The 24,360-nt window shown below is 46.1% G+C and carries 23 protein-coding genes; 17 read left to right on the plus strand and 6 right to left on the minus strand.

Annotated elements, in window-relative coordinates:
• Window positions 1-146: 146 nt before the first annotated feature.
• The 8 genes from ACRRSW_RS21195 (at window position 147) to ACRRSW_RS21230 (ending at window position 7,081) form a co-directional block, all read left to right on the plus strand.
• Window positions 147-1,451, plus strand: a complete 1,305-nt coding sequence (locus ACRRSW_RS21195; protein ID WP_432460373.1) for an HD domain-containing phosphohydrolase — start codon at window positions 147-149, stop codon at window positions 1,449-1,451.
• A gap of 64 nt (window positions 1,452-1,515) precedes the next feature.
• Window positions 1,516-1,665: a hypothetical protein gene (locus ACRRSW_RS21200; RefSeq protein WP_432460374.1), complete on the plus strand. Its 150-nt coding sequence runs from the start codon at window positions 1,516-1,518 to the stop codon at window positions 1,663-1,665.
• Between the two features lie 46 nt (window positions 1,666-1,711).
• Complete coding sequence (maoP, locus tag ACRRSW_RS21205) at window positions 1,712-2,059, plus strand: DUF413 domain-containing protein (protein ID WP_432460375.1); 348 nt, start codon at window positions 1,712-1,714, stop codon at window positions 2,057-2,059.
• Window positions 2,060-2,104: 45 nt separating this feature from the next.
• Entirely contained in the window at window positions 2,105-3,010 is a 906-nt protein-coding gene (gene rimK, locus ACRRSW_RS21210; RefSeq protein ID WP_432460376.1) for a 30S ribosomal protein S6--L-glutamate ligase, read from the plus strand.
• Between the two features lie 32 nt (window positions 3,011-3,042).
• On the plus strand, window positions 3,043-4,077 hold the full coding sequence (locus ACRRSW_RS21215; RefSeq protein ID WP_432460377.1) for a succinylglutamate desuccinylase/aspartoacylase family protein: 1,035 nt from the start codon (window positions 3,043-3,045) through the stop codon (window positions 4,075-4,077).
• A gap of 43 nt (window positions 4,078-4,120) precedes the next feature.
• On the plus strand, window positions 4,121-4,552 hold the full coding sequence (locus ACRRSW_RS21220) for an ATP-dependent zinc protease family protein (protein ID WP_432455571.1): 432 nt from the start codon (window positions 4,121-4,123) through the stop codon (window positions 4,550-4,552).
• A gap of 160 nt (window positions 4,553-4,712) precedes the next feature.
• Window positions 4,713-6,083 (plus strand): magnesium transporter, encoded by a 1,371-nt coding sequence (locus tag ACRRSW_RS21225; protein WP_432455570.1) that lies wholly within the window; start codon window positions 4,713-4,715, stop codon window positions 6,081-6,083.
• Between the two features lie 26 nt (window positions 6,084-6,109).
• Window positions 6,110-7,081, plus strand: a complete 972-nt coding sequence (locus ACRRSW_RS21230) for a magnesium transporter CorA family protein (protein WP_432460378.1) — start codon at window positions 6,110-6,112, stop codon at window positions 7,079-7,081.
• A 72-nt stretch (window positions 7,082-7,153) separates the two neighbouring features.
• Here the strand turns inward: ACRRSW_RS21230 and ACRRSW_RS21235 are convergent, their stop codons facing one another.
• Window positions 7,154-8,044 carry an aspartoacylase gene (locus ACRRSW_RS21235; protein ID WP_432460379.1) on the minus strand — a complete coding sequence of 297 codons (891 nt, stop codon included), beginning with the start codon at window positions 8,042-8,044 and terminating at the stop codon, window positions 7,154-7,156.
• 129 nt (window positions 8,045-8,173) lie between these two features.
• Window positions 8,174-9,352: a XylR family transcriptional regulator gene (locus tag ACRRSW_RS21240; RefSeq protein ID WP_432455567.1), complete on the minus strand. Its 1,179-nt coding sequence runs from the start codon at window positions 9,350-9,352 to the stop codon at window positions 8,174-8,176.
• A 238-nt stretch (window positions 9,353-9,590) separates the two neighbouring features.
• Between ACRRSW_RS21240 and ACRRSW_RS21245 the strand changes: the two genes are divergently transcribed.
• The 5 genes from ACRRSW_RS21245 to ACRRSW_RS21265 all read left to right on the plus strand — a co-directional run bounded on the left by ACRRSW_RS21245 (window position 9,591) and on the right by ACRRSW_RS21265 (window position 15,074).
• Complete coding sequence (locus ACRRSW_RS21245) at window positions 9,591-9,905, plus strand: hypothetical protein (protein WP_432455566.1); 315 nt, start codon at window positions 9,591-9,593, stop codon at window positions 9,903-9,905.
• Entirely contained in the window at window positions 9,884-11,335 is a 1,452-nt protein-coding gene (xylB, locus tag ACRRSW_RS21250) for a xylulokinase (RefSeq protein ID WP_432460380.1), read from the plus strand. Before ACRRSW_RS21245 ends, xylB begins: the two co-directional genes overlap by 22 nt.
• 559 nt (window positions 11,336-11,894) lie before the next feature.
• Window positions 11,895-12,854 carry a transaldolase gene (gene tal / locus ACRRSW_RS21255; RefSeq protein WP_432460381.1) on the plus strand — a complete coding sequence of 320 codons (960 nt, stop codon included), beginning with the start codon at window positions 11,895-11,897 and terminating at the stop codon, window positions 12,852-12,854.
• A gap of 198 nt (window positions 12,855-13,052) precedes the next feature.
• Entirely contained in the window at window positions 13,053-13,790 is a 738-nt protein-coding gene (locus ACRRSW_RS21260; protein WP_432460382.1) for a substrate-binding periplasmic protein, read from the plus strand.
• Between the two features lie 255 nt (window positions 13,791-14,045).
• On the plus strand, window positions 14,046-15,074 hold the full coding sequence (locus ACRRSW_RS21265) for a LacI family DNA-binding transcriptional regulator (RefSeq protein ID WP_432460383.1): 1,029 nt from the start codon (window positions 14,046-14,048) through the stop codon (window positions 15,072-15,074).
• Between the two features lie 201 nt (window positions 15,075-15,275).
• On the opposite strand, the gene ACRRSW_RS21270 is transcribed toward ACRRSW_RS21265, so the two are convergent.
• Together ACRRSW_RS21270 and ACRRSW_RS21275 are read right to left on the minus strand one after the other, a co-directional pair.
• Window positions 15,276-16,643 carry a sucrose-specific PTS transporter subunit IIBC gene (locus ACRRSW_RS21270; RefSeq protein WP_432460384.1) on the minus strand — a complete coding sequence of 456 codons (1,368 nt, stop codon included), beginning with the start codon at window positions 16,641-16,643 and terminating at the stop codon, window positions 15,276-15,278.
• Between the two features lie 84 nt (window positions 16,644-16,727).
• On the minus strand, window positions 16,728-17,795 hold the full coding sequence (locus tag ACRRSW_RS21275; RefSeq protein ID WP_432460385.1) for a carbohydrate porin: 1,068 nt from the start codon (window positions 17,793-17,795) through the stop codon (window positions 16,728-16,730).
• Between the two features lie 295 nt (window positions 17,796-18,090).
• On the opposite strand from ACRRSW_RS21275, the gene ACRRSW_RS21280 reads away from it, so the two are divergent.
• The 3 genes from ACRRSW_RS21280 (at window position 18,091) to xylA (ending at window position 22,178) form a co-directional block, all read left to right on the plus strand.
• The gene (locus ACRRSW_RS21280; RefSeq protein WP_432460386.1) at window positions 18,091-19,515 is read left to right on the plus strand and encodes a sucrose-6-phosphate hydrolase; all 1,425 of its coding nucleotides are present in this window, start codon (window positions 18,091-18,093) and stop codon (window positions 19,513-19,515) included.
• Window positions 19,508-20,419 (plus strand): aminoimidazole riboside kinase, encoded by a 912-nt coding sequence (locus tag ACRRSW_RS21285; RefSeq protein WP_432460387.1) that lies wholly within the window; start codon window positions 19,508-19,510, stop codon window positions 20,417-20,419. Before ACRRSW_RS21280 ends, ACRRSW_RS21285 begins: the two co-directional genes overlap by 8 nt.
• Before the next feature lie 436 nt (window positions 20,420-20,855).
• Window positions 20,856-22,178 (plus strand): xylose isomerase, encoded by a 1,323-nt coding sequence (gene xylA, locus ACRRSW_RS21290; RefSeq protein ID WP_432455556.1) that lies wholly within the window; start codon window positions 20,856-20,858, stop codon window positions 22,176-22,178.
• Window positions 22,179-22,292: 114 nt separating this feature from the next.
• On the opposite strand, the gene ACRRSW_RS21295 is transcribed toward xylA, so the two are convergent.
• Window positions 22,293-22,652 (minus strand): GFA family protein, encoded by a 360-nt coding sequence (locus ACRRSW_RS21295; protein WP_432455555.1) that lies wholly within the window; start codon window positions 22,650-22,652, stop codon window positions 22,293-22,295.
• Window positions 22,653-22,733: 81 nt separating this feature from the next.
• Between ACRRSW_RS21295 and ACRRSW_RS21300 the strand changes: the two genes are divergently transcribed.
• The gene (locus ACRRSW_RS21300) at window positions 22,734-23,579 is read left to right on the plus strand and encodes a DNA ligase (RefSeq protein ID WP_432455554.1); all 846 of its coding nucleotides are present in this window, start codon (window positions 22,734-22,736) and stop codon (window positions 23,577-23,579) included.
• Between the two features lie 106 nt (window positions 23,580-23,685).
• Here ACRRSW_RS21300 and ACRRSW_RS21305 read toward each other — a convergent pair whose 3' ends face one another.
• Window positions 23,686-24,222 carry an ATP-dependent zinc protease family protein gene (locus ACRRSW_RS21305; protein ID WP_432460388.1) on the minus strand — a complete coding sequence of 179 codons (537 nt, stop codon included), beginning with the start codon at window positions 24,220-24,222 and terminating at the stop codon, window positions 23,686-23,688.
• Window positions 24,223-24,360: the final 138 nt, after the last annotated feature.

A 24,360-nucleotide genomic window follows, 5' to 3' on the forward strand; every position in this document is an offset into this window, starting at 1 on the left:
AGGGTTTATCTGAAACTAACAGCGTAAACTAAACACCAAGCAGCAAAAAATTCAACACGCTTACTCTATTGCAGCCCCTCTGATTGAAGCACCTCTGAACCTTGTCTACACTTTTAACTATAATCAAAAATATGGTTAGGCGTGTCATGTCACCAACAATCGACTCCGAACAGATTATTCAGATTAATATGCGTCACGCCTTACTCGCAATTGCCAAAGCGCTCGATTTTGTCGGCGTCGATGACATGCATCATGGGCAACGCGTAGCCTATATGGCTTACGAGTGTGCAAAACGCATGACTTGGACCGAAGCAGAACAACAATTTACCTATTTCTCAGGTTTGATTCACGACTGTGGAGTCTCTTCCACTGAGCAGCATTTAGCGCTACTTGACTTATTCCAACCCGAATCGACTGAAGTTCATTGTCTGCACGGATATCAAGCCTTGTTAAAGTGCCCGGTGATTCACCAATTCGCCAACGTTGTTCGCTATCATCATACTCCCTGGGAACAATTGGCAGCACTGAACATTGCTGAATTAGACAAACGAGTCGCAGCGCTAGTGTTTGTCGCCGACCGACTCGACTTCTTACGAGCGCAATACACCTTAGATATCGGTGAAGAACAAATTATTTTGCACGAAACCGCCATTGCCGAAATATTACAGAGTAATCGTGGTCGCCTGTTCCACCCGCAAATAGTGGACAGTATGTGTGAGCTCGTTGCTATCGATGGTTTTTGGTACAACATGAACATTAGTCACATTGAAAAAATGGGCTTAAGCTTTCAACAAGATCAACTCTATGACCAACAACTAAGTCTCCAAGAGGCCGCTGAGTTAGCGCGCTTCTTAGCCAGAATTGTTGATGCCAAAAGCCCTTTTACCTTTCAACATTCAGACAAAGTCGCGATATTAGCCCAGCAGTTGGCACTGGCATCTGGTATTTCGGCACGAACTGCCGAGATGATCTACATCGCAGGCTTATTACATGATGTTGGCAAACTGCGAACTCCTGATGGGCTATTACACAAATCCGCTTCTTTCAGCGAAGAAGAATACGCACAAATTAAACGTCACACCGTTGATACCAGTGAAATATTAGTTAACTTTTTTCCTAAGTCGCCGATTGGCGCATGGGCCTCAAATCATCATGAACGGCTCGATGGTTCTGGCTACCCTTTTCGAAAAACAGCCAATGATCTTGATATTCCTTCACGGGTCATAGCCATTGCTGACGTATTTCAAGCACTCACTCAACAACGCCCTTACCGAGATGCTCTCGATTTACAACAAGTGTTCAATATCATGGGGCCACTGGTGCAAACCGGAAAACTTGATAAAGACATCTACAATTTACTCCAGCAAAATGCTGAATTCTATTTTCAACTCTCGCAAAACAACCACCATGAGTCATTCAGTGAAATAAAAGCTAAGCACTTTTCTGCTTAAATATCACACACAGATAACAGCACCAACCCAGTAACTCTCATCCAGAATCTTTAAGGAGAAAATCATGCATGAAACCGCATATGAGACGAAGCAGGCTTGGAGTGAGGTTTTGGGAAAAAATCGACAAAACCGACAACAAACAATATTTATTCTAACGACAAAAACAATTCGTTTTCATATTCAACGAATACTCTCTACCTTGCCGCCAAGCTAACCGCAACCGCCGATTAGTCTTTTTCGCATCACCAGGAGTCGTTGCAATGAATACTGAGTTTCGCTTTGGAAAAAAACGTTTCTACGATGACCAAAAATTTAAACGTGGTTTTAGTAAATCAGGCAATTTCACTTTATTAGAAGCGGAGTTATTGAGCCTTTATGGCGAAACCATGAAAGCGATAAATAATGGCGAATTACTTCCCGAAAACAATCAAGAGCAGCGCTTTCTTTTAGTTTGTAGCCAACAACTCGAAGCCAGCACTAAACTAGAAAAAGTTTGGCTTAAATATAAGACTTTAACTAATGCTCGACGCCGTTTCCATACGCTCCATAGCAGCCACGGCAACACATTAAATCCGAGTGAAGATGAAATCTTCATTCATGACGAGTAGCCCAATAAAGCAAGCTCTCAGCACTTTTATTCTAGGAACATGACAATGCGTATAGCCATTTTATCTCGTGGAGAAAACCTCTACTCTACTCGTCGCTTAAAAGAAGCAGGTGAGGCTCACGGTCACGAGGTTGATATTATCGATACCCTGCACTGCTACATGGATATTACCAGCAGTAATCCAACCGTGCGTTACATGGGTAAAGTATTACCCAGTTATGATGCGGTTATCCCTCGGATCGGCTCCTCAATTACTTTTTATGGTACGGCGGTCGTGCGTCAATTTGAAATGATGGGCACCTTTTGTGTCAACGAGTCGGTCGCGATTAGTCGTTCACGCGATAAACTGCGTTCGCTACAACTATTATCGCGGAAAGGCATTGGCTTGCCACGTACAGGGTTTGCCAACAAACCGGATAAAATTCAAGATGTGATTAAAAACGTCGGTGGCGCACCTTTAGTCATTAAGTTATTAGAGGGGACACAAGGTATTGGGGTGGTTTTGGCCGAAACCAATAAGGCAGCAGAAAGCGTCATTGAAGCTTTTATGGGCTTAAAAGCGAACATTTTAGTACAGGAGTTCATCAAGGAAGCGGGGGGGGCCGATATCCGTTGTTTAGTGGTAGGCGGTAAAGTGGTCGCGGCAATGAAACGTCAGGCTGCGGAAGGTGAGTTTCGCTCTAATTTGCATCGCGGAGGGGCCGCACAGTTAGTACGTTTAACCAAGGAAGAGCGCGCGACCGCCGTCAATGCAGCTAAAATCATGGGGCTGAATTTGTGTGGCGTTGATATTCTACAATCACATAATGGCCCTGTTGTAATGGAAGTCAATTCTTCCCCGGGTCTAGAAGGCATCGAAAATGCCACGGGTAAAGATGTGGCTGGCATGGTGTTCGAATTCATCGAAAAAAATGCCAAACCCTTTGCAACCAAAACCCGTGGTAAAGGCTAAGTCCGAGTACAAGAACCAAGCAAAGGCGAACCATGAAGATAGGTGGAATAGAAATTAAAGCTGGCGAACAAAAGCAAATAGAAATACCGGTAGCAAAATTATACACCGATACTGAGATTTCGATCCCGGTGCATATCACTCGAGCCCGCAAGGCTGGGCCAACAGTATTCATTAGCGCTGCGGTACATGGTGATGAGTTAAATGGTATTGAAATAATTCGCCGAGTAACACGTTCACCAAGCTTTAAGCTCACTAAGGGCTGTTTAATTGCAGTGCCAATGGTAAACATTTATGGGGTACTCAACCAAAGCCGTTATATGCCAGATCGACGCGACTTAAATCGTTGCTTCCCCGGCTCCCCTAAAGGCTCGCTTGCCGGAAGACTGGCCTACACCTTTTTGAATCAAATTGTAGAACATTGCGATTATGGTATCGATTTACATACTGGAGCAATTCATCGCTCCAACCTACCGCAAATTAGAGCAAACTTAGAGGATCCTGAGACCAAACTCTTAGCCGAGGCCTTTGCGGTTCCGGTTCTCATCAATGCGAACCTACGAGATGGTTCATTACGCGAAGCTGCGGTGAATAAAGGGACCAAAATTTTGCTTTATGAAGCAGGTGAAGCGCTACGCTTTGATGAGCTTTCAATCCAGACCGGGGTACGCGGAATCCTCAAGGTACTGTCGCATTTAGGGATGATCAAGAAACGTCGTAGTAAGAAAAAATTTGAACCTTATGTTGCCTATAGCAGTGCTTGGCTACGGGCTTCGGCCAGCGGGATTGTGAATGAATATACAAGGTTAGGCGATCACGTAGAAGCGGGGGATTTATTGGCGGATATTAATAGTCCGTTTGGTGAGTTAATTAATCAAGTGAAGGCGCAACGCTCTGGTATCGTGATCGGTAAACAAAATATTCCCTTGGTTCAAGAGGGAGATGCGATGTATCACCTGGCGCATTTTGGTGCTGAACAAGAAGAAGTTGCGGAAAACATTGGGGCGATGCAAGAGTCGATAAAACTTATCGAACCTGCTGCAAACATTGCGGAGAATAGCCAAGGATGAAGTCCTCTTCGAGCATAAATTTATTGACGAGTGAGCGAAGCCTATGAGCAAAATGATTATTGGTAACTTGGAAACTTGCCATTTGCCAGATTTAGGGATCCATGATTTACCGATCCGAGTGGATACAGGTGCACAAACCTCTTCCTTGCATGTGGATAATGTCGAGCGAATTAAGGTGAATGGGAAACCCCACATCAGTTTCGACTTACACCCAGACATCTATAACCTAAAACAAGTATGCCGCTGTACCGCGCCAATATTCGATACTCGACGGATCAAATCATCCAATGGCGTGGTGGAACAGCGCTATGTTATCCAAACCAATTTTCAACTGGGTGACTTAACTTGGCCAATAGAAATCACCCTTACCAACCGTCAAGACATGAGTTATTTGATGTTATTTGGCCGCCAAGGAATGGCAGATAAGGTCTTAGTCGACCCTTCACAAAGTTTTTTGGTCAACTCCATTAGTTAAACCTAAGCGAGCGAAGCAATATGCTAAGCTCGCTGTTCACTGATAGCTAAATACGCAGCAGATAGCGCAATAAGTTCAAGTAAATCTAATGAATTAAATTGAAATCAATAGAGTATTCGACGCGCTAAATATTGACCCTAAAATTTAAAAGGAAAGTCATATGACATCTGAGCCAATATTAAGCTCCAACCAGCAAGTTTTTGATGGTCATCATGACGAAGTACTAAGCGCAGTATTGCTGGCCATTGCCGAAAATGCTGAACAGGCCGATTTAAGTTTTGTTAGCCAATATGATAATGCGGTACTTGCCAATCTCATCGAATCCTTACCCGATGCTTACCGCCAGCAAATATGGCCCCTGGTCGACAACGAGCGCTACTGGGACATCTTACATCTACTACAATATGAAACCGTTAAACATCTTTTCGGCTATTTCTCAGCCGAGCATTTAGCCGAGTTACAGCGCCATATTAGCGAAACAGACATTGTTGAATGGGCCGATATTCTGCCAGAGCAGATGGTCGATGCCTATTTAGATCAACAAGATGAACTGACCACCAGCCAAATCCAGCATGCCCTGAGTTACGAAGAAGAGCAAATAGGGCGCTACCTCACACCGCATATCCTGCGAGCGAGGCCTAGCGCTACCGTTCAACGAATTAAGCAACGACTCAACACCAAAAGCGAGAAGCAAGTAGCCATCTATTTAGTTGATGCCAACGGGCAATTTCAGGGTGCCTGCAGTATGACCGACATCATCAACGCCGATGACACGACTCGGCTCAGTGAATTCGCTCAGGCTATCGAAGTATTTGACCACCAGCAGCTACTCGCCGATATTGCGCTTTCATTTAATGTCGTGGCTGGACATGCTTGGCACCCGATCCAAAAAGACGGCAAAATTATTGGTGCGATCCCACTGGCGGTGATCATCGAGTGGTTACAAGAGAAGAGCCTTGAGGTGGTCATCAACGATGCCCCCTCTGATGAAGAAGACTTATTCACCCCAGTGCCCACAGCGGCAAAAATGCGGGCAATTTGGCTAACCACTAACTTAGCCACCGCATTTTTAGCCTCTTGGGTCATCGGTTTATTTGAGGGTGCCTTACAACAGTTGGTCGCCTTAGCGATCTTAATGCCAGTGGTCGCCAGTATGGGCGGTATTGCTGGCAGCCAAACCTTAGCGGTGGCGCTACGCGGTATTGCTCTAAATCACTTACAGCAGAGTAACCTTAAGTTACTACTCAACAAGGAGCTCAAGATCGCAGTCTTTAACGGACTGATGCTCGGCTTAGTAATCGCAGCGGTTGTGAGTTATTGGTTTAATTCTTGGTCCTTGGGTTTAGTGATCTGCATTGCCATAGTATTAAATAGCCTCGCTGCCGCTGCCTCGGCAACCATGATCCCATTTATGCTCAAGAAAATGAAAATCGACCCGGCGGTTGCAGGTTCAGTGATCTTAACCACCGTGACTGATATCGTCGGTTTTGTCGCATTTTTGGGCCTCGCCTCGCTATTCTTAATCAACTAGTCATAGACTTGCCAAAGGAATACTCAATGATTAGAACCTGGTTATCAAACAAACAACTCAGCGCACATCCTGGCGATGAGAGCCAAATAACCTGCTGGTCGGCTGATCCCGACAGCTATATTTGGATCGATATTGACCTTGCCCACAGCAAACAAGTCGAAGCAGCCATGTTACTGGAGCAGTTTCAATGTCACCCCTTAACTATTGTGGATGCATTTCGCGAGCGACACCCACCTAAAATAGAAGTCTTCGATGATCAGATATTTATGATTTACCGCGGGATTGAACAGATCCTTGGTGAGCTCAAATTTGCTCATATGCAACTGGTCATATTAGTAGGTAAAAACTATTTGATTACCCTACACAAAGGACGCTCCCAAGGCATCGAATCATTACTAAAGGATAGCTTTAGCAAGGACTTACTGGCACCACTGAACTTAGCCTGTCGGATCATGCATACCGCCTCTGGCTTATACCTCAACCAATTACTCGAATTCGAGACCCAACTCAGCGAAGTAGAAGAACAGATTAGCGTTCACGGTGATGACCAACTACTTGCCGATATCACCCGCAAAAAAGCCAATATTGTGCGCCTCAGCAGAGTGTTCAATTACCATCTCAGCCTCAGCAGTAAATTACTACATCTTTGCCAACAAAATGCATTTCAGCAAATTGCCGTCGATCCACCGGTGATCCAAGACTTACAGGACCGTTTTGAACGCTTGCACAGCTTAAATCAAATGTACTACAACATTTGCGGCGATCTGGTCGATGGCTACCTATCCATTAGCTCGCACAAACTCAACAATACCATGCGCATGCTCACTTTAATTACCGCGATATTTGTGCCCTTAAGTTTTTTAGCTGGGATCTACGGAATGAATTTTGAATTCATTCCGGAATTGCATTATCGCAATGCTTATTTCATCTTACTTGGCACGATGTTAAGCATCGCTTTGTCCTTAATCGCTATATTTAAATGGAAGAAGTGGTTCTAAAAACAAAAAGCAGAGTCCTTTCACTCTGCTTTTTTATCGATTGACTTTGTTTCTCATACGCTCAAGTTTGGCTCAACTCAGCTCGATGAACACTTTTTCTAACAGCGACATAGCCAAATTATTATCATAATAAGCGGCTTCGTTAATAAACGCGGGATAAACCGTGGTGTCACCTTGATAGAAAATATCTTCACCATCGAAACTACGGAAGATCGGATCTCCAGGCTTGATTGGTTTGAAATCTTGATCCTGAACATGGCTGTGCACCATGGCGACTCGCTCACCTTGTTCATTCAAGGGTAAACTAATGGTATCCAAATATTGGAAGGCTTCCACTTGCTGAGGTAGCACTGGCAAGCACTGTTGATTATACAACTCGACAAAGTCCAAAATATGCCCAGTCATGCTTTCCATTTGTTCCAATACATCTTGTCGTAGTACTGATTGCGGCTGTGGCCCAACCTCGATCAATACACCATACTTTCCGCAGCTTGCCAAAAACATGTGCTCGGCCATATCTTCCTCAACTTCATCGAGAAAAATCACCGCCTCAGGCATTTTCATTTTTACGTAAGCCGCTAAGTGATTATAGAAAGCGTTCTGCTCCAAGAGGATCAGACAAGGCCCCATATTGGAAGTGGTATTGTGTAAATCAATCACTAAGTCAGTTTTTGGTGCCGACTTTGGACCCAGCTGTTGGTGTAATACTTTGGCTCGAGACTGCTCATAATTACTCAGCTGAAAATCGGCTAAGTCTTTACAGGCAAACTGACGGTTAAGATCGACGTCAATATAACGTTGGTTTTCTGCATGGGCCTTCGGATTGGCAAACACGGTGCTCACCTCGAGGCTAGGGCGAGCCACCAACTGTGGCTGTTGCTGCCACTTGTTCAGCAGATAAATACCGCTAAATTCATTTCCGTGAGTACCACCAACAATGGCGACTTTAGTGAGCTTTGACAACTGCATTCTCCTTAAGCGCAAACTAATATAAGCAGCTGCGAGCTTAAAAGGAAAGTAACTCAAACTCAAGCTTAGCGACAGTTGACCTTCTGCCGCTTCACTGTCGTTTAGCGCGAATGATATTGATCGTTAATCCGCGATATCTTGTTTGCTCAAGCGGTAAGCCTTTGGCGTTAATTCTAAATCCTTTTTAAATACCGCATACATGTATTGCAGCGAAGGATAACCGCACAATTCGGCAATATCGCTGGTCGAAAGCTCAGTATTTCTCAGTAAACTCATCGCTTGACCTAACTTAGCATGATGGATTTCTTGATGAACCGAATGGCCAATATCATCTTTAAAACGGGTTTCTAAATTCGAACGAGATACCTTCACGTAATCCAAAACTTGATCCACCTTGATGCCCTTACAAGCGTTATGCCGAATAAAGTGCATCGCCTGGATCACAAAGGGGTCTTTTAAGGCTTTAAAATCCGTTGATTGCCGTTCGACTACCTGTTCTGGCCCCACCAACTGGCGTGTATGACTCAACTCTTGTCCTTGGAGTTGGCGATGTAACAACTTGGCAGCCTGAAAACCCATTTTGCGACAGCCCTGGGCCACCGAACTCAAAGATACGCGGCTCAAATAGCGAGTTAAATCTTCATCATCGATGCCAATCACCGACACCTTATCCGGTACAATAATCCCCAAATGATCACATACCTGCAACAAATGGCGGGCTCGTGCATCTGAAACCGCTAAGATCCCCACAGGTTTAGGAACCGACTGCAACCAATCGGCCAAGCGATTCATAGCATATTGCCAAGACTCTGGTTGGGTATGTAAACCGCGATATAAAGCGCACTCATAACCATCGGCAGCCACTAATTGCTGAAATATCTGCTCCCGCTCGCTGGCCCAACGATTACTCGGGTCGGGCGGCATGCCATAGCAAGCAAAGTATTCCAAACCTTTAGCTTTTAAGTGTTCGTAGGCAGCGCTAACCAAGGCGCGATTATCTGTGGCCACGTAAGGACACGCTGGATACTGTTGCGGGTTATCATAAGAACTCCCCACCGCCACCACTGGCACCTGAATACCGCTTAAAGCTTGTTCGATTTGCGGGTCATCAAAATCCGCAATGATGCCATCCCCAACCCAATGTTGAAGTTTATCGATTCGGCAACGAAAGTCTTCCTCAAGGAAGATATCCCAGTCGCATTGCGAAGCCTGCAAATAGTCCCCGATGCCCTTAATAATTTGTCGGTCATATACCTTATTCGCGTTAAACAATAGAGTAATTTTGAAGCGCTTATCAAACATTCCGGTTCCCATAGAGCAATCGCAAATACATTAAATTTACTATCTAAAAAAAGCGGCCTAAACGCCACCACTATAAATTGTAATGTGACTGCGATCATCCATGGCACCAAGCAAACTGTGAACTTAAGCACGCAGCAGAAAAACGCTACCCAGCAAGCAGTTTTCGTAATTGAGGCCCGCTTAAAAATAACGGCAGGATCGAGAAGATGATTTACCCAAATACCAAGGTCAATTGAACTTGGCTAGTTATTTTTACAAGCGCGAGTTGTTTATTAAAATGAGTCAGACCCAATGCAGTGACGTCATCGACATCAATCATCAGACAACAAACAATAAATCAACCAGCGTTAAGACCCGCAGCGTCGACTCAAAGGTGTTACGCCTGCAGCTTTATCTTAAGGATTCAGGCGTATCGGCTTCGCGAACCAAACGGCAGACTGCTGACTGTAATTTAAAAGCGATTATTTTGAATAAACCGACCGTCAACGTTCCATCAGTTTTATTTAGCGGCAAAACGCATAAGGAAAAGCCATGTATATCGGAATTGATTTAGGTACCTCGGGAGTAAAGGTTGTTTTGCTTGGAGAACAAGGTGAGCTGTTAAGCCAAGCCAGCGCCAGTTTAGAAGTATCACGACCGCAAGCGCTTTGGTCTGAACAAGCCCCGCAAGACTGGTGGCAAGCGTGTCAGCAGGCTCTGGACAACTTATGCCAGCAACACGATCTCGCAACCGTCAAAGCGATAGGCCTGAGTGGTCAAATGCATGGTGCCACCCTACTCGATAAAAACGCACAAGTATTACGACCAGCGATCCTATGGAACGATGGTCGTAGCGCTCGCCAATGTACTGCCATCGAACACAGCGTGGAAAATTCGCGAAGCATCGTTGGCAATCTAATGATGCCCGGCTTTACCGCACCCAAACTGCTTTGGGTGCGCCAACATGAACCGGAAATTTTTGCCCAAATCGATAAAGTTCTGCTACCCAAAGACTACCTCCGTTATTTACTCTCGGGCAACTTTGCCTCTGATATGTCCGATGCCGCAGGTACGATGTGGTTAGACGTGGCAAAACGAGATTGGAGTGATGTCATGCTGGCTGCAACTGGCTTAAACCGTAGCCAAATGCCAAAACTATTTGAAGGCTGTGAAATCACCGGCCAGTTAAAAGCTGAGTTGGCAGAACGCTGGGGCATGGGATCGGTCCCCTTAGTGGCTGGCGGGGGCGACAATGCCGCGGGAGCCATCGGAGTCGGGATCACTAAACCCGGCCAGGCCATGTTGTCGTTGGGCACCTCTGGAGTCTATTTCGCGGTGAGTGATGGTTATCTCAGTAATCCTGAGTCGGCGCTACATAGCTTCTGTCATGCTCTGCCCAATACTTGGCATAATATGTCGGTCATTTTAAGTGCCGCTTCCTGCCTTGATTGGGTTGTTAAACTCACCGGGCAAAGCGATGTCGCTAGTATGCTCGCCGCTGTAGAGGCAGCGCCACCCGTAGACAATAAGCTGCTCTTCTTACCCTATCTCAGTGGCGAACGCACGCCTCACAACAACCCCGAGGCAAGCGGCGTATTCTTTGGGCTCACTCATAGTAGTGGCCCACTCGATCTTTGCCGCGCAGTCTTGGAAGGCGTAGCATTTGCCTTCGCCGACGGCTTAGACGCCCTGCATGCGACCGGATTAAAAGCCAATGACATCACCCTCATTGGTGGTGGTGCTCGCAGCCCTTATTGGCGGCAAATGCTGGCCGATATCCTCGGACAAAAACTTAGCTATCGCTTAGGGGGAGAGGTGGGGCCCGCCTTGGGTGCCGCTCGCTTGGCGCAATTGGGAGTGAGTCACAAGGCAGATTTAGATGTTATCTGCCCGGTTCCGGAATTAGTCGAAGTGCATCATGTAGATGCCAAACGACAAGCCTACTACGCCCAGCGACGCGAAACCTTTAAGGCCCTATACCAGCAGCTAAAACCCATATTTTAAAAGCTTGTAAATAACTGAGCACAAAATCTAAACCGAATGGCGAAAAACCATTTATCTGGCCCTTATTCGCCACGTGAACTAGCAACGATGATCGAATAGCTATGTACGACATGAAGCCATCGCCTGGTGATGGCTTCAGTTCCTGGTCATGCTAACCAGACCGAAAATAGCCAATAAAACTTTATATTGTCTTCGCTGCTTTAGCTATCGACCTTGAGAACAACATATAAGGTAAGCATAGATGGACATTTTCGCTGTTGTTTTCACTCCACGCGCTAAGCATATTTATTTCTTTAACAAATCGGCGCACCATGCTTAAGGAGTGTTTACCAAGACTTGATAGCCGACTTTTGTAGCAAAAAAAAATTCTGCAAATGTGAGCTGGGTCGAGGCAATGAAAATTCAGCATTTCTACGCGAAAAACAGTAATTGCACTCAACTGCCGATATGGCATTTTAATAAGGACAAAAGCTTCGCTTTGGTCTTCGAGCCTCAAGCAATCATGAGGAATCAAGGCCATTCTCAACTTAAGCTTGAATGACAAGGGTATATGCATCTTATGAGTTCTCTACTAAGCCAATTAAAACAATACACTACCGTTGTCGCCGATACCGGCGATTTAGAAACCATGCGTAAATTCTCCCCTGAAGACGCGACGACTAATCCTTCGCTGATTGTTAAAGCGCTTGGTTTAACAGAGTATTCGAGTTTACTAAAAGACGTTGCCACATGGGCAAAGACCCAAAGTGAACAGCTCAATGAGCAGGTCAATCTGGCTGCAGATAAATTAGTCGTCACCATTGGTTGCAAAGTTCTAGAATTAGTTCCTGGCCGCATTTCTACAGAGGTTGATGCACGTTTATCTTTTGACACCGAAGCGACGATTAACAAGGCTCGTCGACTCATCGAATTGTATCAAGCCGCCGGCATCGATAAGCAACGAGTACTGATCAAAGTCGCCGCCACTTGGCAAGGGATCCGCGCAGCCGAAGTATTAGAAAAAGAAGGCATCAACTGTAATTTAACCTTGTTGTTTTCCTTTGCCCAGGCCCGAGCTTGTGCCGAAGCGGGAGTATTTTTAATCTCTCCCTTTGTCGGCCGTATCTTGGACTGGTACAAAGCCAAACAACCGGAAGCGGACTTCAGCGGCGCAAGCGATCCTGGAGTGATCTCGGTCACCGAGATTTACAACTACTACAAACAGCACGGCTATTCGACCGTGGTGATGGGTGCAAGTTTTCGCAATACCAGTGAAATCCTTGAACTCGCGGGTTGTGACCGACTCACCATTGGCCCAGCCTTATTGGAAGAGTTGGCCCAGAGTGAAGCCAATCTCAGCCCTCGCTTAGTCGATAAAGGCGTCAGCGCCGTTCGCCCAGAGCCACTAAACGAAGCCGCGTTTTACTGGGGACATAACCAAGATGCAATGGCCACCGAGAAACTTGCCGAAGGGATCCGTACCTTCGCTCTTGATCAAGAAAAACTCGACAAGATGCTGATTGAAGCGCTTCAAGCTTAAGCCTTTGCAAGCAAATTAAAACCACAGGGCAATAGCTTAGTAAGTTTTATTGCCCTGTCTCTGTTCAATAAAAGCGAAGCATCGCACCCTATTTACAGAAAACAAAATAAAATACTCACATTCTGTCTCCAAACCCAATTCCAAATATTGACTCGCGGTCTATACTAGTAGGCATAACCATCTAAAAAGGAATGCTAAGTGAGAGATATTTGGAAGCTGATATTCTGGCTAAGCATCAGCAGTCTGAATAGTGTTCAAGCGCATGAGCTGCGCCTAATTTACCCCGACTTCCCTCCTTTTACTTATGCCAAGAGTGGAGAGCCAGCCGCGGGAAATTTTTTGCTCGATCAAATCATGAAAAAGCTCAAGCAACCTTATCAAAGTCGTCAAGTACCTAACTATAAACGAGCACTTAACGATATTGAGAGAAACTTAGCCGACGGTTTTTTCTTTGCTTCGCAAAACCAAAAACGCGATCAAGTTGCCCAATTCTCCAAACCGCTATTAGTCAATAACTGGAGTTGGTTTTTCCGCCAAGAAAATTTTCTAGACCCACACTCTAAAGACTTTAAAGCGAAGGCCAAAATAGCTTCCCTTGAAGGAACCAATACCTTAACCTGGCTAAAAAACAACCACTACAAAGTGGTCGGCAAACAAAACGATGTAGTCAAGTTAGCCCAGTTACTCTTTGATTTAAAAAGAATTGATGCGGCTTTCTTGTCTGCAGAGGTATTTAAATATAATGCCATTCACAGTAACATGCGCAATGGCCAGTACATCGAGGTCGTGCAGCGTTCCGCCCCCTTTGGGATCTATATTTCCAAAGCCTACATAGAGGAACACCCTCAATTTATGCCAATGCTCAATCAAGCGATTGACCAAGTACAAAAACAATATTTGCCCAAAACCCACACCCTGTCAGAACTAAAACGCTAAAACGATCGCCAACAAACACACCACATCACTCGCTTGGTGCTACCGTATTACGCCAAACTCGATTACAATCGAAGCAAGCTTTAAGCTTGCTAAAGCTACATACTCATGACAGTAAGCACTTATTCTAACTACAATTTATGCTCACTATTACTGACATAGCTCAGCAAGTATATTCAAATGGTAATAATAATTGATATCATGTGAGCAACACTGTCCAATCAAACCCCGTCGCGCTCACAACAAGGAGTTAAGTCGTTGAAAACCATCTCCGATATTGCGGAAATAGCCGGCGTATCGAAATCTACCGTTTCCCGGGTATTAAACAAACGACCAGGCGTTAATGCTGTGGTGAGGGCCAAAGTACAAGCTTTAATCGACGAAACCAATTTCACCGCCAATATCGCCGCCAAAAACTTAAAGGCCCGCAACTCTGATACGATTGGCGTGATAGTCCCCTTGCTTACCTCTAAGTCAGTCGCCGCGATGGTACAAGGTTTGAGCGAGGTGATTGAAACAGAAGGTATGCAAACCCTGTTAATGAATGCGGGCATGCAGATAGAGAAAACCAATAACCATATCAAAACCCTGAATTCAAAGGGGGTCGACGGTATTATTGTATTCATGGCTGGCTACAATCAGGAGTTACTCTCTACCCTAAAACAATCTGCGGCGCCGGTGGTGATCGTTGGCCAGGATCTTTCTTTACATGGTCTCACCAGTGTCTTTTTCGATGATTATCGCAGCGGATTTATTGCTGGCAGTCAATTACTCAAACTAGGCTGTAAACAGTTAATGTTTGTTGGCGTGCCTCAGAGTGATGTGGCGGTGGGTCGACAGCGTTTGCGAGGATTTGTCGATGCGCTCGATCTTGCAGATGTTGATTGCCGCTATCAAACCGATTGTGATTTTAACCTGGAGTCTGGTTACCAACAGGCCAAACTGGCACTCAGCACTGGATATCGACCCGATGGTGTGTTTGCAGTTACCGACCGCCTCGCTGCAGGTAGTATTAGAGCCTTACGCGAACAGGGCTTACTCATCGGTCAAGATGTGGCAGTAATTGGTGTCGGCGATGACGAGCTATGTACCGTCTTAGAGCCACCCTTGGCATCCCTGCATTATGACTACCAGCTGGTGGGCCAAGAAGCGGCCTCGGTATTAATCAAGCAATTGCGAGAGAAGCCCTTAACTGATGTAGCTTTTTCCTACCAGGGGCTTTTTACTGAAAGAGAATCCTACGCATTAAAAAAGCAGCCAAAGAAGCAGGCTGCTAAAAGCGAGTAAAACTTGAGGTAACGGCAACTCATCGCCGCTACCCTTATTATTCTGATACCAAGATCATTCAATAAAAACCAATGCCCTTGGTCTCCGATAACCTCACTGCTCACCCCAAGGTAGGGAATTATTTACCGGAACTGTGGCGCTCAATGAGGGGTCACACAGGAAATATAACCAAACTGATGGCGGCATGACCGCCATCTTCAATTAGGCATCGGCTTTTTCGGTGGTACTAAAGTAAGCCCCCGCAAAGGCCACACCAAAGGCTAAGGCAAAGCCAATCATATAGTGAACCACAGAGCCCGTCTGAACAATTGCAATTCCTGGAATACCAGTTAAACCAACCGCAGTCATACCCACTTTAGCAAATACCACATAAGCACCACCCACCGCACCACCGGCTAAGCCAGCGAAAAATGGGGTCATGTAGCGTAAGTTAATCCCAAAGATTGCCGCTTCGGTTATCCCAAACAAAGCCGATACACCCGATGGCATCGCCAAAGCCTTGGTTTTAATATTTTTAAATTTCAGGCCAATTGCTAAACAAGCTGCGCCTTGGGCAACATTCGCCATCGACCAGATAGGGAGTAAGAAGTTAACCCCAATCTTAGGATCACCCAGTAAACCCGCTTCAATGGCATGGAAACTGTGGTGAATACCGGTAATCACAATGGCTGAATAAGTACCACCAAATAGTAAACCAGCTAAAATACCCACATTTTCATACAAGTAGAGTAGTAGAGTTGAGATCCCATCACCCAACATCCGTCCGCCGGGGCCAATCGCGACCAAAGAAACAAAACCAGTGACCACTAAGATAATAAACGGACTCAAAATCACATCTAAGGAGTTAGGCACCCATTGGCGAACCCGTTTTTCTACTTTACACATGAACCAAGTCGCAATCAGCATCGGGAAAACCGTTCCCTGGTAGCCAACTAAACCCACTTCCATGCCAAATAGTTCGGTCGATTGAAAACCGCTGGCAACTGTCCAAGCATTAGTTAAAGCGGGGTGGGTTAATACGCCACCAAGCGTCGCCCCCAGGATCGGCGTTCCGCCAAAAGTTTTGGCCGCCACAAAACCAATCAAAATCGGCAGAATAATGAATGCTGAACTGGATACCATGTCTAAGATTAAGTACCAGATACTATCGGTGGCAATCATTTCATTGGTACGTAAGAAGCCAAGTAGCCCCATGCATAAACCACTGGCCACAATCGCCGGAATGATCGGTACGAATACATTGGATAAAGTACGCGCTAAAGCTTGGAAAGGGTTCTGCTTAGCCCCCTGCGCGGCAACTTCAGCAGTTGACGCTTCACTAATGCCTGCCAATTCAGCCAAGGCACTAAAGACTCGGTTTACGATACCAGAGCCAATAATAATTTGGTATTGGCCACTGTTGGTGAACACACCTTTGACCAGATCGAGCTCTTTGATTGCAGCGGTATCTGCAAGCTCGGTATCATTGAGAACTAATCGTAGGCGAGTTGCACAATGCGCCGCACTTGCGATATTTGATTTGCCGCCAATCAGCTCTAAAATCTTCTTGGCTGTATCTTGTTCAGACATTTTGGATCCCTCTATTCCACTTCGTCATAAAACGGTTCCTCGCATTCAACATAGCGCATGGAACCGTTTGCAGTTTAGTTCAAATTAAAACAAGTATTTAAAGCGTACTCGGCCACCGAAATTGTTGTCTTTATCAGCATCTGCATTGCTCAACTTGCTCGCGTAAGCTCCTAGGTAAATCGAAAAATCTGACACAACCACGTTATCAAACTGATACGAGCTATAGATAGTGCTAACTTTTTTCTTATCACTACCATCATCAAACTCATTAATACCGTGGATATAACCTAAACCAAACTTATGCCACAAGGCGTTCGCGCCATAGGTGGTATCTGTTTCATTTAAGGCATCCATTCTGGCAACATTTAAGTTCACCACCAGACCATCTTGATTATAGCCAGCGGTTAAGCCATAACCGGTACGATCGGATACATCATTACCATTGGCGTCTAGAGTTGAGTCGCTAACCAAGTTGGTTTCCAGGGCTGCGGCCACTTTAAAGGCGCCCTGCTGGTAGGCTACTACTGGGCGAACAATAAAGGCGTTTTTATTATTTTTAGTCAGCGCTGAATTATGGTATGTAGTGCCATCAAAGAAACCACTGTTATCACCAAAGAGAGTCGAAACTTCTACATAAACGTTACCAAATGTCTGGTTGTACATCGCTTGGCCAGCACTGCCAGAACGACCGCGAGCTTCTAACATCCGGTAAATATAGACATCCCCATCCGTATATTTGCCATCGGCAGTATCACCCGAGTGATTCACAAATACATCTTGACCCAGAGGGTTCATGTCATAAGCTTCATAACGACCGAGACGTAGGGTCCAACTGTCATTCTTAGCAACTTCAAACCAAACATCATCGGTGCTCACGCCACCATCGGTGCCGTAGGTTGGTTGTGCTAAGGCGCGGATCATATAATCGCCTTGCTGACGCTCGCCCAAAAATGAAATCAAGAAACGACCGTCCTGATCCCAAGATTTATCATCAGAGGTAGTATTCACATCATTGTCGACATAGTTGACGTTGAATTCGACGTCACCACCGATAGTCAGCTTGCCTTGCTCACCTTCGATAGTCACCGCAGCCTGTGCTTGGCTGGCGGCTGCGAGTGCAGTTGTAATAGTAAGTGCAGCGAATTTATTCATGGTTATTCCTTCCATTTTTATATTCCGTAGTTGAACCATTATATTTTTCGGAGTTAAACCAAACTGAAATCGGTTCCATTTGGCTCGAAATAAGAATAGATGCAAAACCGATACATACAAGTAACAATCTCGCTATATGTGAGCAAAATCTAACAAAAATAGAGATTAATGGCCTATTTACGTGATTTCGATCACGTATAAAGCATAACAAACATGGAACCGTTTGCGGTTTTGCGCTCTTCATTCATAGAATGAATATTATCGAATCAGCATTATCAAATTACTTGGAGTAAGCATGCCAAAATCATGTGGATGGACGACGAAACAATTTACCGCAGATCCTTGGCGTCCTTACTACCATATCGCCGCCAAAACGGGCTTGATTAACGATCCCAATGGCTTTAGCTTCCATCAAGGACGCTTTCAACTGTTTTACCAATGGAACCCCTTTGGCTGCGAACATAAAAACAAACACTGGGGCCACTTCAGCAGCAGCGACCTGATACATTGGCAAGCACATCCAGCCGCTTTAGCCCCTACGGATTGGTTCGACAAAAATGGCTGCTATTCCGGCACAGCAGTGAGTGAGGGCGAGATCCTTAACCTTTATTACACTGGCAATGTCCGCCAAGGTGAGCAACGCCTCAGTTACCAATGTAAAGCGGTGCTGCATCCTGATGGGCATGTTGAAAAACTGGGGCCGATGAATATCGAAGCACTCAGCAATTACACTGGCCACGTCCGTGACCCGAAGTATTTATCTTGGCAAGATCAATCTTGGCTCATTCTGGGAGCTCAAACGCTGGGTCAACGGGGTGGAATCTGTCTACTACAGCAGCAACAAGAGCAATGGCTTGAACGTCGCTTCATCAGCCAAGAAATTAATCTCGGTCGCCCACAGCAAGCCTATATGTGGGAATGTCCTGATTTATTTGAGCTCGACCAACAATGGTTATTATTGGCCTGCCCGCAGGGCATCGAACTTGATCAAGCCGAATACACCACCACCAATCTGAGTGGTTACTTCACCGTTGACATGAGCGCTGGCCCGGCAGAACTGACCATCAACAGTGAATTTAATTTACTCGATCATGGTTTCGAATTTTATGCGCCGCAAACCCTGCAACATCAAGGCACCACCCTGTTAATCGGTTGGCTTGGGCTACCCGATGATGGTGAGCACCCAAGCGTTCGCCACAATTGGACACAAATGCTCGGCTTACCTCGTAGCCTAAGTTGGGAAAACGGCTGCTTACGGCAGCGCCCCATCCCAGCGTTCAAGGCGCTCGCCCAAGCTCAACAAGGCGACTCTTATGGCAGTGGAGAGCATCAACTTAAGGGTTTCAGCAGAAGCTGTATGCTAGACATTGAATTCACCGAGTGCAGCGTTTTTCAACTCAGTCTACCCAGTGCGGACGATAGTTTCAGCCTCCATTGGAGCGAAGGAACACTCGTGGTTGAGCGAGGCGAACTCGGTCCGCTCAACAGTGATACCAAGCGAACTTATCAAAGTCGTAATGGCAACTTAAGGCAGCTACAATTATTTATCGACAGCTCCAGCTTTGAACTATTTGTCAATGATGGCGAAGCCGTGTTATCGGGCCGACTATTTCCTCAGCAAGCCTGGCACACAGGGCAATTCAAGTTGGAAAGTGGGCAAGCCAAGCTTCAGCTGACTCAGCTGAGCAATAGCTGGATCGAGGAGGATCTAGATGCATAAAGTACAAGTATGGAATTTGGGCGATGCCGTTATCGACCTGCTCCCAGAAGACAATGGTCTACTCAAAATGTGCCCCGGTGGTGCGCCTGCCAATGTCGCTGTCGCCTTGGCACGCCTCGGCATCAATAGTGGTTTCATTGGCCGAGTGGGTAACGACCCCATGGGTAAGATGGTCAGCGCCACTCTGGCAGACGAAGGCGTTGATATCAGCAGTTTAAGCTTCGATCAACAGCAGCGAACCTCTACCGTATTAGTCTCTTTAGATGCCAGTGGAGAGCGTGAATTTACCTTTCTGGTACAACCCAGTGCCGATCAGTTTTTAAGCACTGAGCAGCTCCCCGCCTTCCAAGCCGAACAATGGTTGCAATTAAGTTCCATCGCCCTTGCCGCACCGCGCTGTCGCGAAACCGCCATCGAAGCGGCTAAACGCTGCCGCACTGCTGGTGGTTGGGTATTCTTCGACCTCAATTTACGAGCTATGTTATGGTCTAGCCCCGAGCAAATGCGTCAGCAGATTGAAGCATTTTTACCCTTGTGCGATTTAGTTAAATTTTCCGAAGAAGAAGCATTATGGCTTAGCAATTGTGAACAAATTGAGCAAGCGGTCGAGTATTTACAAGAGCAACTTCAGGTTCCTTTTATCTTATCGCTAGGCGAATTAGGGAGTGAATTAGTCTATGCGGGGAAAATCCAGCGAGTCGTTGCCGAGCCCGTAGCCAAGGTGGTGGATACCACCGGCGCTGGTGATGCCTTTGTAGGAGGAGTCTTGGCTTACTTGAGCCAGTTTAGCCAATGGCAAGACCAAGCCTTATTACTCGAGGCCTTGGCCCGTGGTAATAAAAGTGGCGGTTTGGCGGTTGGCGAAAAAGGGGCGATGTCGGCCCTACCCTATATACATCGTTAATCACAACGCAACCCAGAGCGCGCCGAGAGCTCTGGGTTGTGGATTTCTAAATTATCCAAAGCCTTGAGCCAAGCTTGGCCGAATGTTTCCCTCCACTTTTTATCTCACTTTACTCACATCAGCGTCTCAACGTGGTCTTGAATGCCCAAGGAAATGGCAAACCGCTGTTATGAAATTTATTATTGCTAGCCACTTATCGACTATTTTGTTAAAAAACCTAAAAAATACCTTTTTAAAACGAGATTTAGCGCACGAAAAGCAAATTGCTGAAAATCGTCCGCATTTTTCGTAATTGAGTCATCCCAGAAGCAGACTAACAATGAACTTAGGATCGGAAGATTGGCACTGTGACGCTTTGGCAATGCAACCCATTGACTCGCTCAAGCCCAACGGACACTAATTCTTCGATAAATATGCTTTCTTAAGGAGTAATGCCATGGCTCAGTATTTTGATCAAATTGAAAAAATCACTTTCCAAGGACCGGAATCTAATGACCCTTTAGCCTTTCGTCACTATGACGCCAATCAGCTGATCTTAGGTAAGACCATGGCAGAACATCTGCGCTTTGGTGCCTGCTATTGGCACAATCTCTGCTGGGATGGCTCTGACATATTTGGTTCAGGTACCTTTGATCGCCCTTGGCAGCAAGCAGGCAACGCCTTAGAAATGGCCAAAGTGAAAGCCGACGTCGCCTTCGAACTATTTACAAAATTAACCATTCCTTACTATTCCTTCCATGACATCGACGTTGCGCCGCAAGGCAACTCGCTCAAAGAATATAGCGAGAATATGAAGGTGATGATGGACGTGCTTGCCGAGAAGCAACAACAAACGGGGATGAAGTTACTCTGGGGTACCGCCAACGTATTCTCTCATCCACGTTTCATGTCAGGCGCAGCTTCAAATCCCAATCCCGAAGTATTTGCCTATGCAGCGACCCAAGTATTTAGCGCGATGAACGCCACCAAAATGCTGGGCGGTGAAAACTATGTATTGTGGGGAGGTCGAGAAGGTTACGAAACCTTACTCAATACCGATTTACGCCAAGAGCGTGAGCAATTGGGTCGTTTCTTCCAAATGGTGGTAGAACATAAACACAAAATCGGCTTTAACGGCACCTTATTGATCGAGCCTAAACCTGCTGAACCCACCAAACATCAGTACGACTACGACACCGCCACTGTCTATGGCTTTCTCAAGCAATTTGGCTTAGAAAATGAAGTCAAAGTAAATATTGAAGTAAATCACGCAACTTTGGCGGGGCACTCCTTCCATCACGAAATCGCCACCGCGATCTCACTGGGCTTATTTGGTTCGATTGATGCGAACCGCGGTGACCCGCAACTGGGTTGGGATACCGACCAATTCCCCAATAGTGTGGAAGAATGGACACCGGTGATGCACGATATCTTAAAATCAGGAGGGTTCTCTACCGGAGGTTTGATGTTTGATACCAAATTGCGTCGTCAAAGCATCGCCAAGGCGGATTACTTCCACGGTCACATTGGAGCCATGGATACTTGCGCCCTCGCGCTGAAAAAAGCCGCCAGTTTACTGGAAAGCCAAGAACTCAACAAAATAGTGGCCGAACGTTACGCGGGTTGGAGTGGTGATCTTGGCAAAGCGATTATGACTGGAGACTACAGTCTTGAGTCCTTAGCCAAACAAGCGCTGAGTGACAACATCCAGCCAACTCATGTCTCGGGTCGCCAAGAACAATTGGAAAACATCATCAATAAACACATCTTCAGCAGATAAGGATAAAGTTTCAGCAAGCCATAAAACCGACGCTTGAGCGTCGGTTTTTGTAACTCAAACAGCCGTCGTGGATAACACCGTCAACCCAGACTCGCTATCATGATTTGCATCTGATTAAGACTCCAGCGATAGCGCTGCCCCATTCACAACTTGATATTCCATCGTCAAAGGATCAAGCCCCTCCAAACAACCAGCGTTTACCCGAGTCAATTCAGGCGCGCTTCGCGGACGATGGAAGGTATAAATACCACAATGTTTACAAAAATAATGCTTGGCCACATGACTGTTCCACTGATACAAGGTCAACGCATCCTGGCCAGTGAGTAGCTCAAAGCTATCATCTTCGGCGGTGACCATCATAATTCCCTTGCGCTGGCATAGGCTACAATTACAGCGCACCGCTGGCACTAGGCTGGACTTTAATGAAAATGTTACCGCGCCACAGTGACAACTTCCCTGATGAACTTGACTCATTTGCACTCTCCTTGACGATTGATTCGACCTTGGGCCGATTTGCACTATCATTAATAATATTTATATCATTAATGGTGGTTTATGAATGCCTCATTTAATAAGACCTTAAGCCTAAGTCTACTGTTATTCAATAGTGTTGAGCATGAGGTCTACGCCGCCCCGCCGCCGCCTTTGGTATTAGCCAGCGAATACCAGCAAGGTTTGCAACTCGAACGCTACTGGGTTTGTGAAAAATATGACGGCGTTCGGGCCTATTGGAACGGACAGCAATTACTGAGCCGCAGTGGCCGAACCATTTCCATCCCTCACGAGTTACAACAGCAACTCCCGGCCTTTGCACTAGATGGCGAACTATGGCTCGGTCGGGGCAAGTTTAGCGAATTGGTGGGCTTAATACATCGACAGCAGAGCAAGTTCGAGCAATGGCAAAAGGTACAGTTTATGGTCTTTGACCTTCCCCATCATCCGGGTAACTATCGAAGCCGCTATCAACAACTACAAGGCTTAGCCAAGCAGGCTAATTTTATTCGAATACCTGAATATCATAACTATCCCGGCCGAACTCAATTAGCGCAAGAGCTACAAAAAATCAGCGCCGAAGGCGGCGAAGGCTTAATGTTACGCGATCCAAACTCGTTTTATCTGGCGACCCGTAGTCACGCCTTAATCAAATATAAAGCTTACCAAGACGGAGAAGCCGAAGTTGTGGCTTATAGCGCTGGAAAAGGTAAGTATCAAGGTATGCTGGGTGCCTTAGTGGTACAAGATCGACAAGGACAACGATTCAAAATAGGCAGCGGCTTAACAGATCAGCTCCGAGTTTCACCACCGCCGCTTGGTAGTCTGATTGAATACCGCTACAACGGTTTGAGCAGTCATGGTAAGCCGCGTTTCGCACGCTTTATACGGCTTCATCAAACGCTCTAACAGCTAAGTATTGGTCTCACTAAGCTGACTGCGGGATCCCGAGCTCAAACCTGAGCAGTAAGGGCAAACGGCTCTAGTATCCCAACTTAAGCTCTAGTCAAAGAGTTTAAGGCAGCTGTTTATTTCGCTCAACATCCACCAGATAATCACCTTCCAGCCAATCCCTGCCGATCAGCAACTTATAGTCCATTTTGCTGCGATCGCGTAAGTTAACATCAACTGTTTTCTGTTGGCCCTGCCATTCAATGGCCAGCGCCACTTTATAACGGATCTCTAAGCCTTGAGAATTACGTACCGCCACCACATCGCTGATCCGTGCCTTGCCCTGATGCTGCTCACCCTGCTCATTAATGGTGGTGAATTCCAGATACTTACCAATGTTGGCACGCATTTTAGGTTTCACCAGCGATTTTTGCTCGGCTTCTGAGTAATCCGCTGGCAGAATATTATTACCATCGATAACCCGTATATGGTCGGCATGCAATGAGGTGCTGGCCGCGCCGGTATCAATCCGGGTTAAATAACGAAGATCAGCTTCCACGATACGAATATATTCTAAGGCTCCCACCGTTGCTTTCTCGGCCCAACAGCTGCTGGCGGAAGCCAGCGTAAACACCATCGCGAACAATATCTTCTTCAACACCTAACTTTCTCCAACTTGGTCGCAGGGGAGCTCTACCATCAGCCTTGTCTGATCACGACAGACTCAGCTTCCCCATAAATTTACTGTAGTTTAGCTGATGCTCGCTCAGGTCGAAACCTGCTGCCATTCGATAATCCT

Source organism: Agarivorans sp. QJM3NY_25 (assembly GCF_050870875.2).
In the GTDB taxonomy this organism is placed as follows: Bacteria; Pseudomonadota; Gammaproteobacteria; order Enterobacterales; family Celerinatantimonadaceae; genus Agarivorans.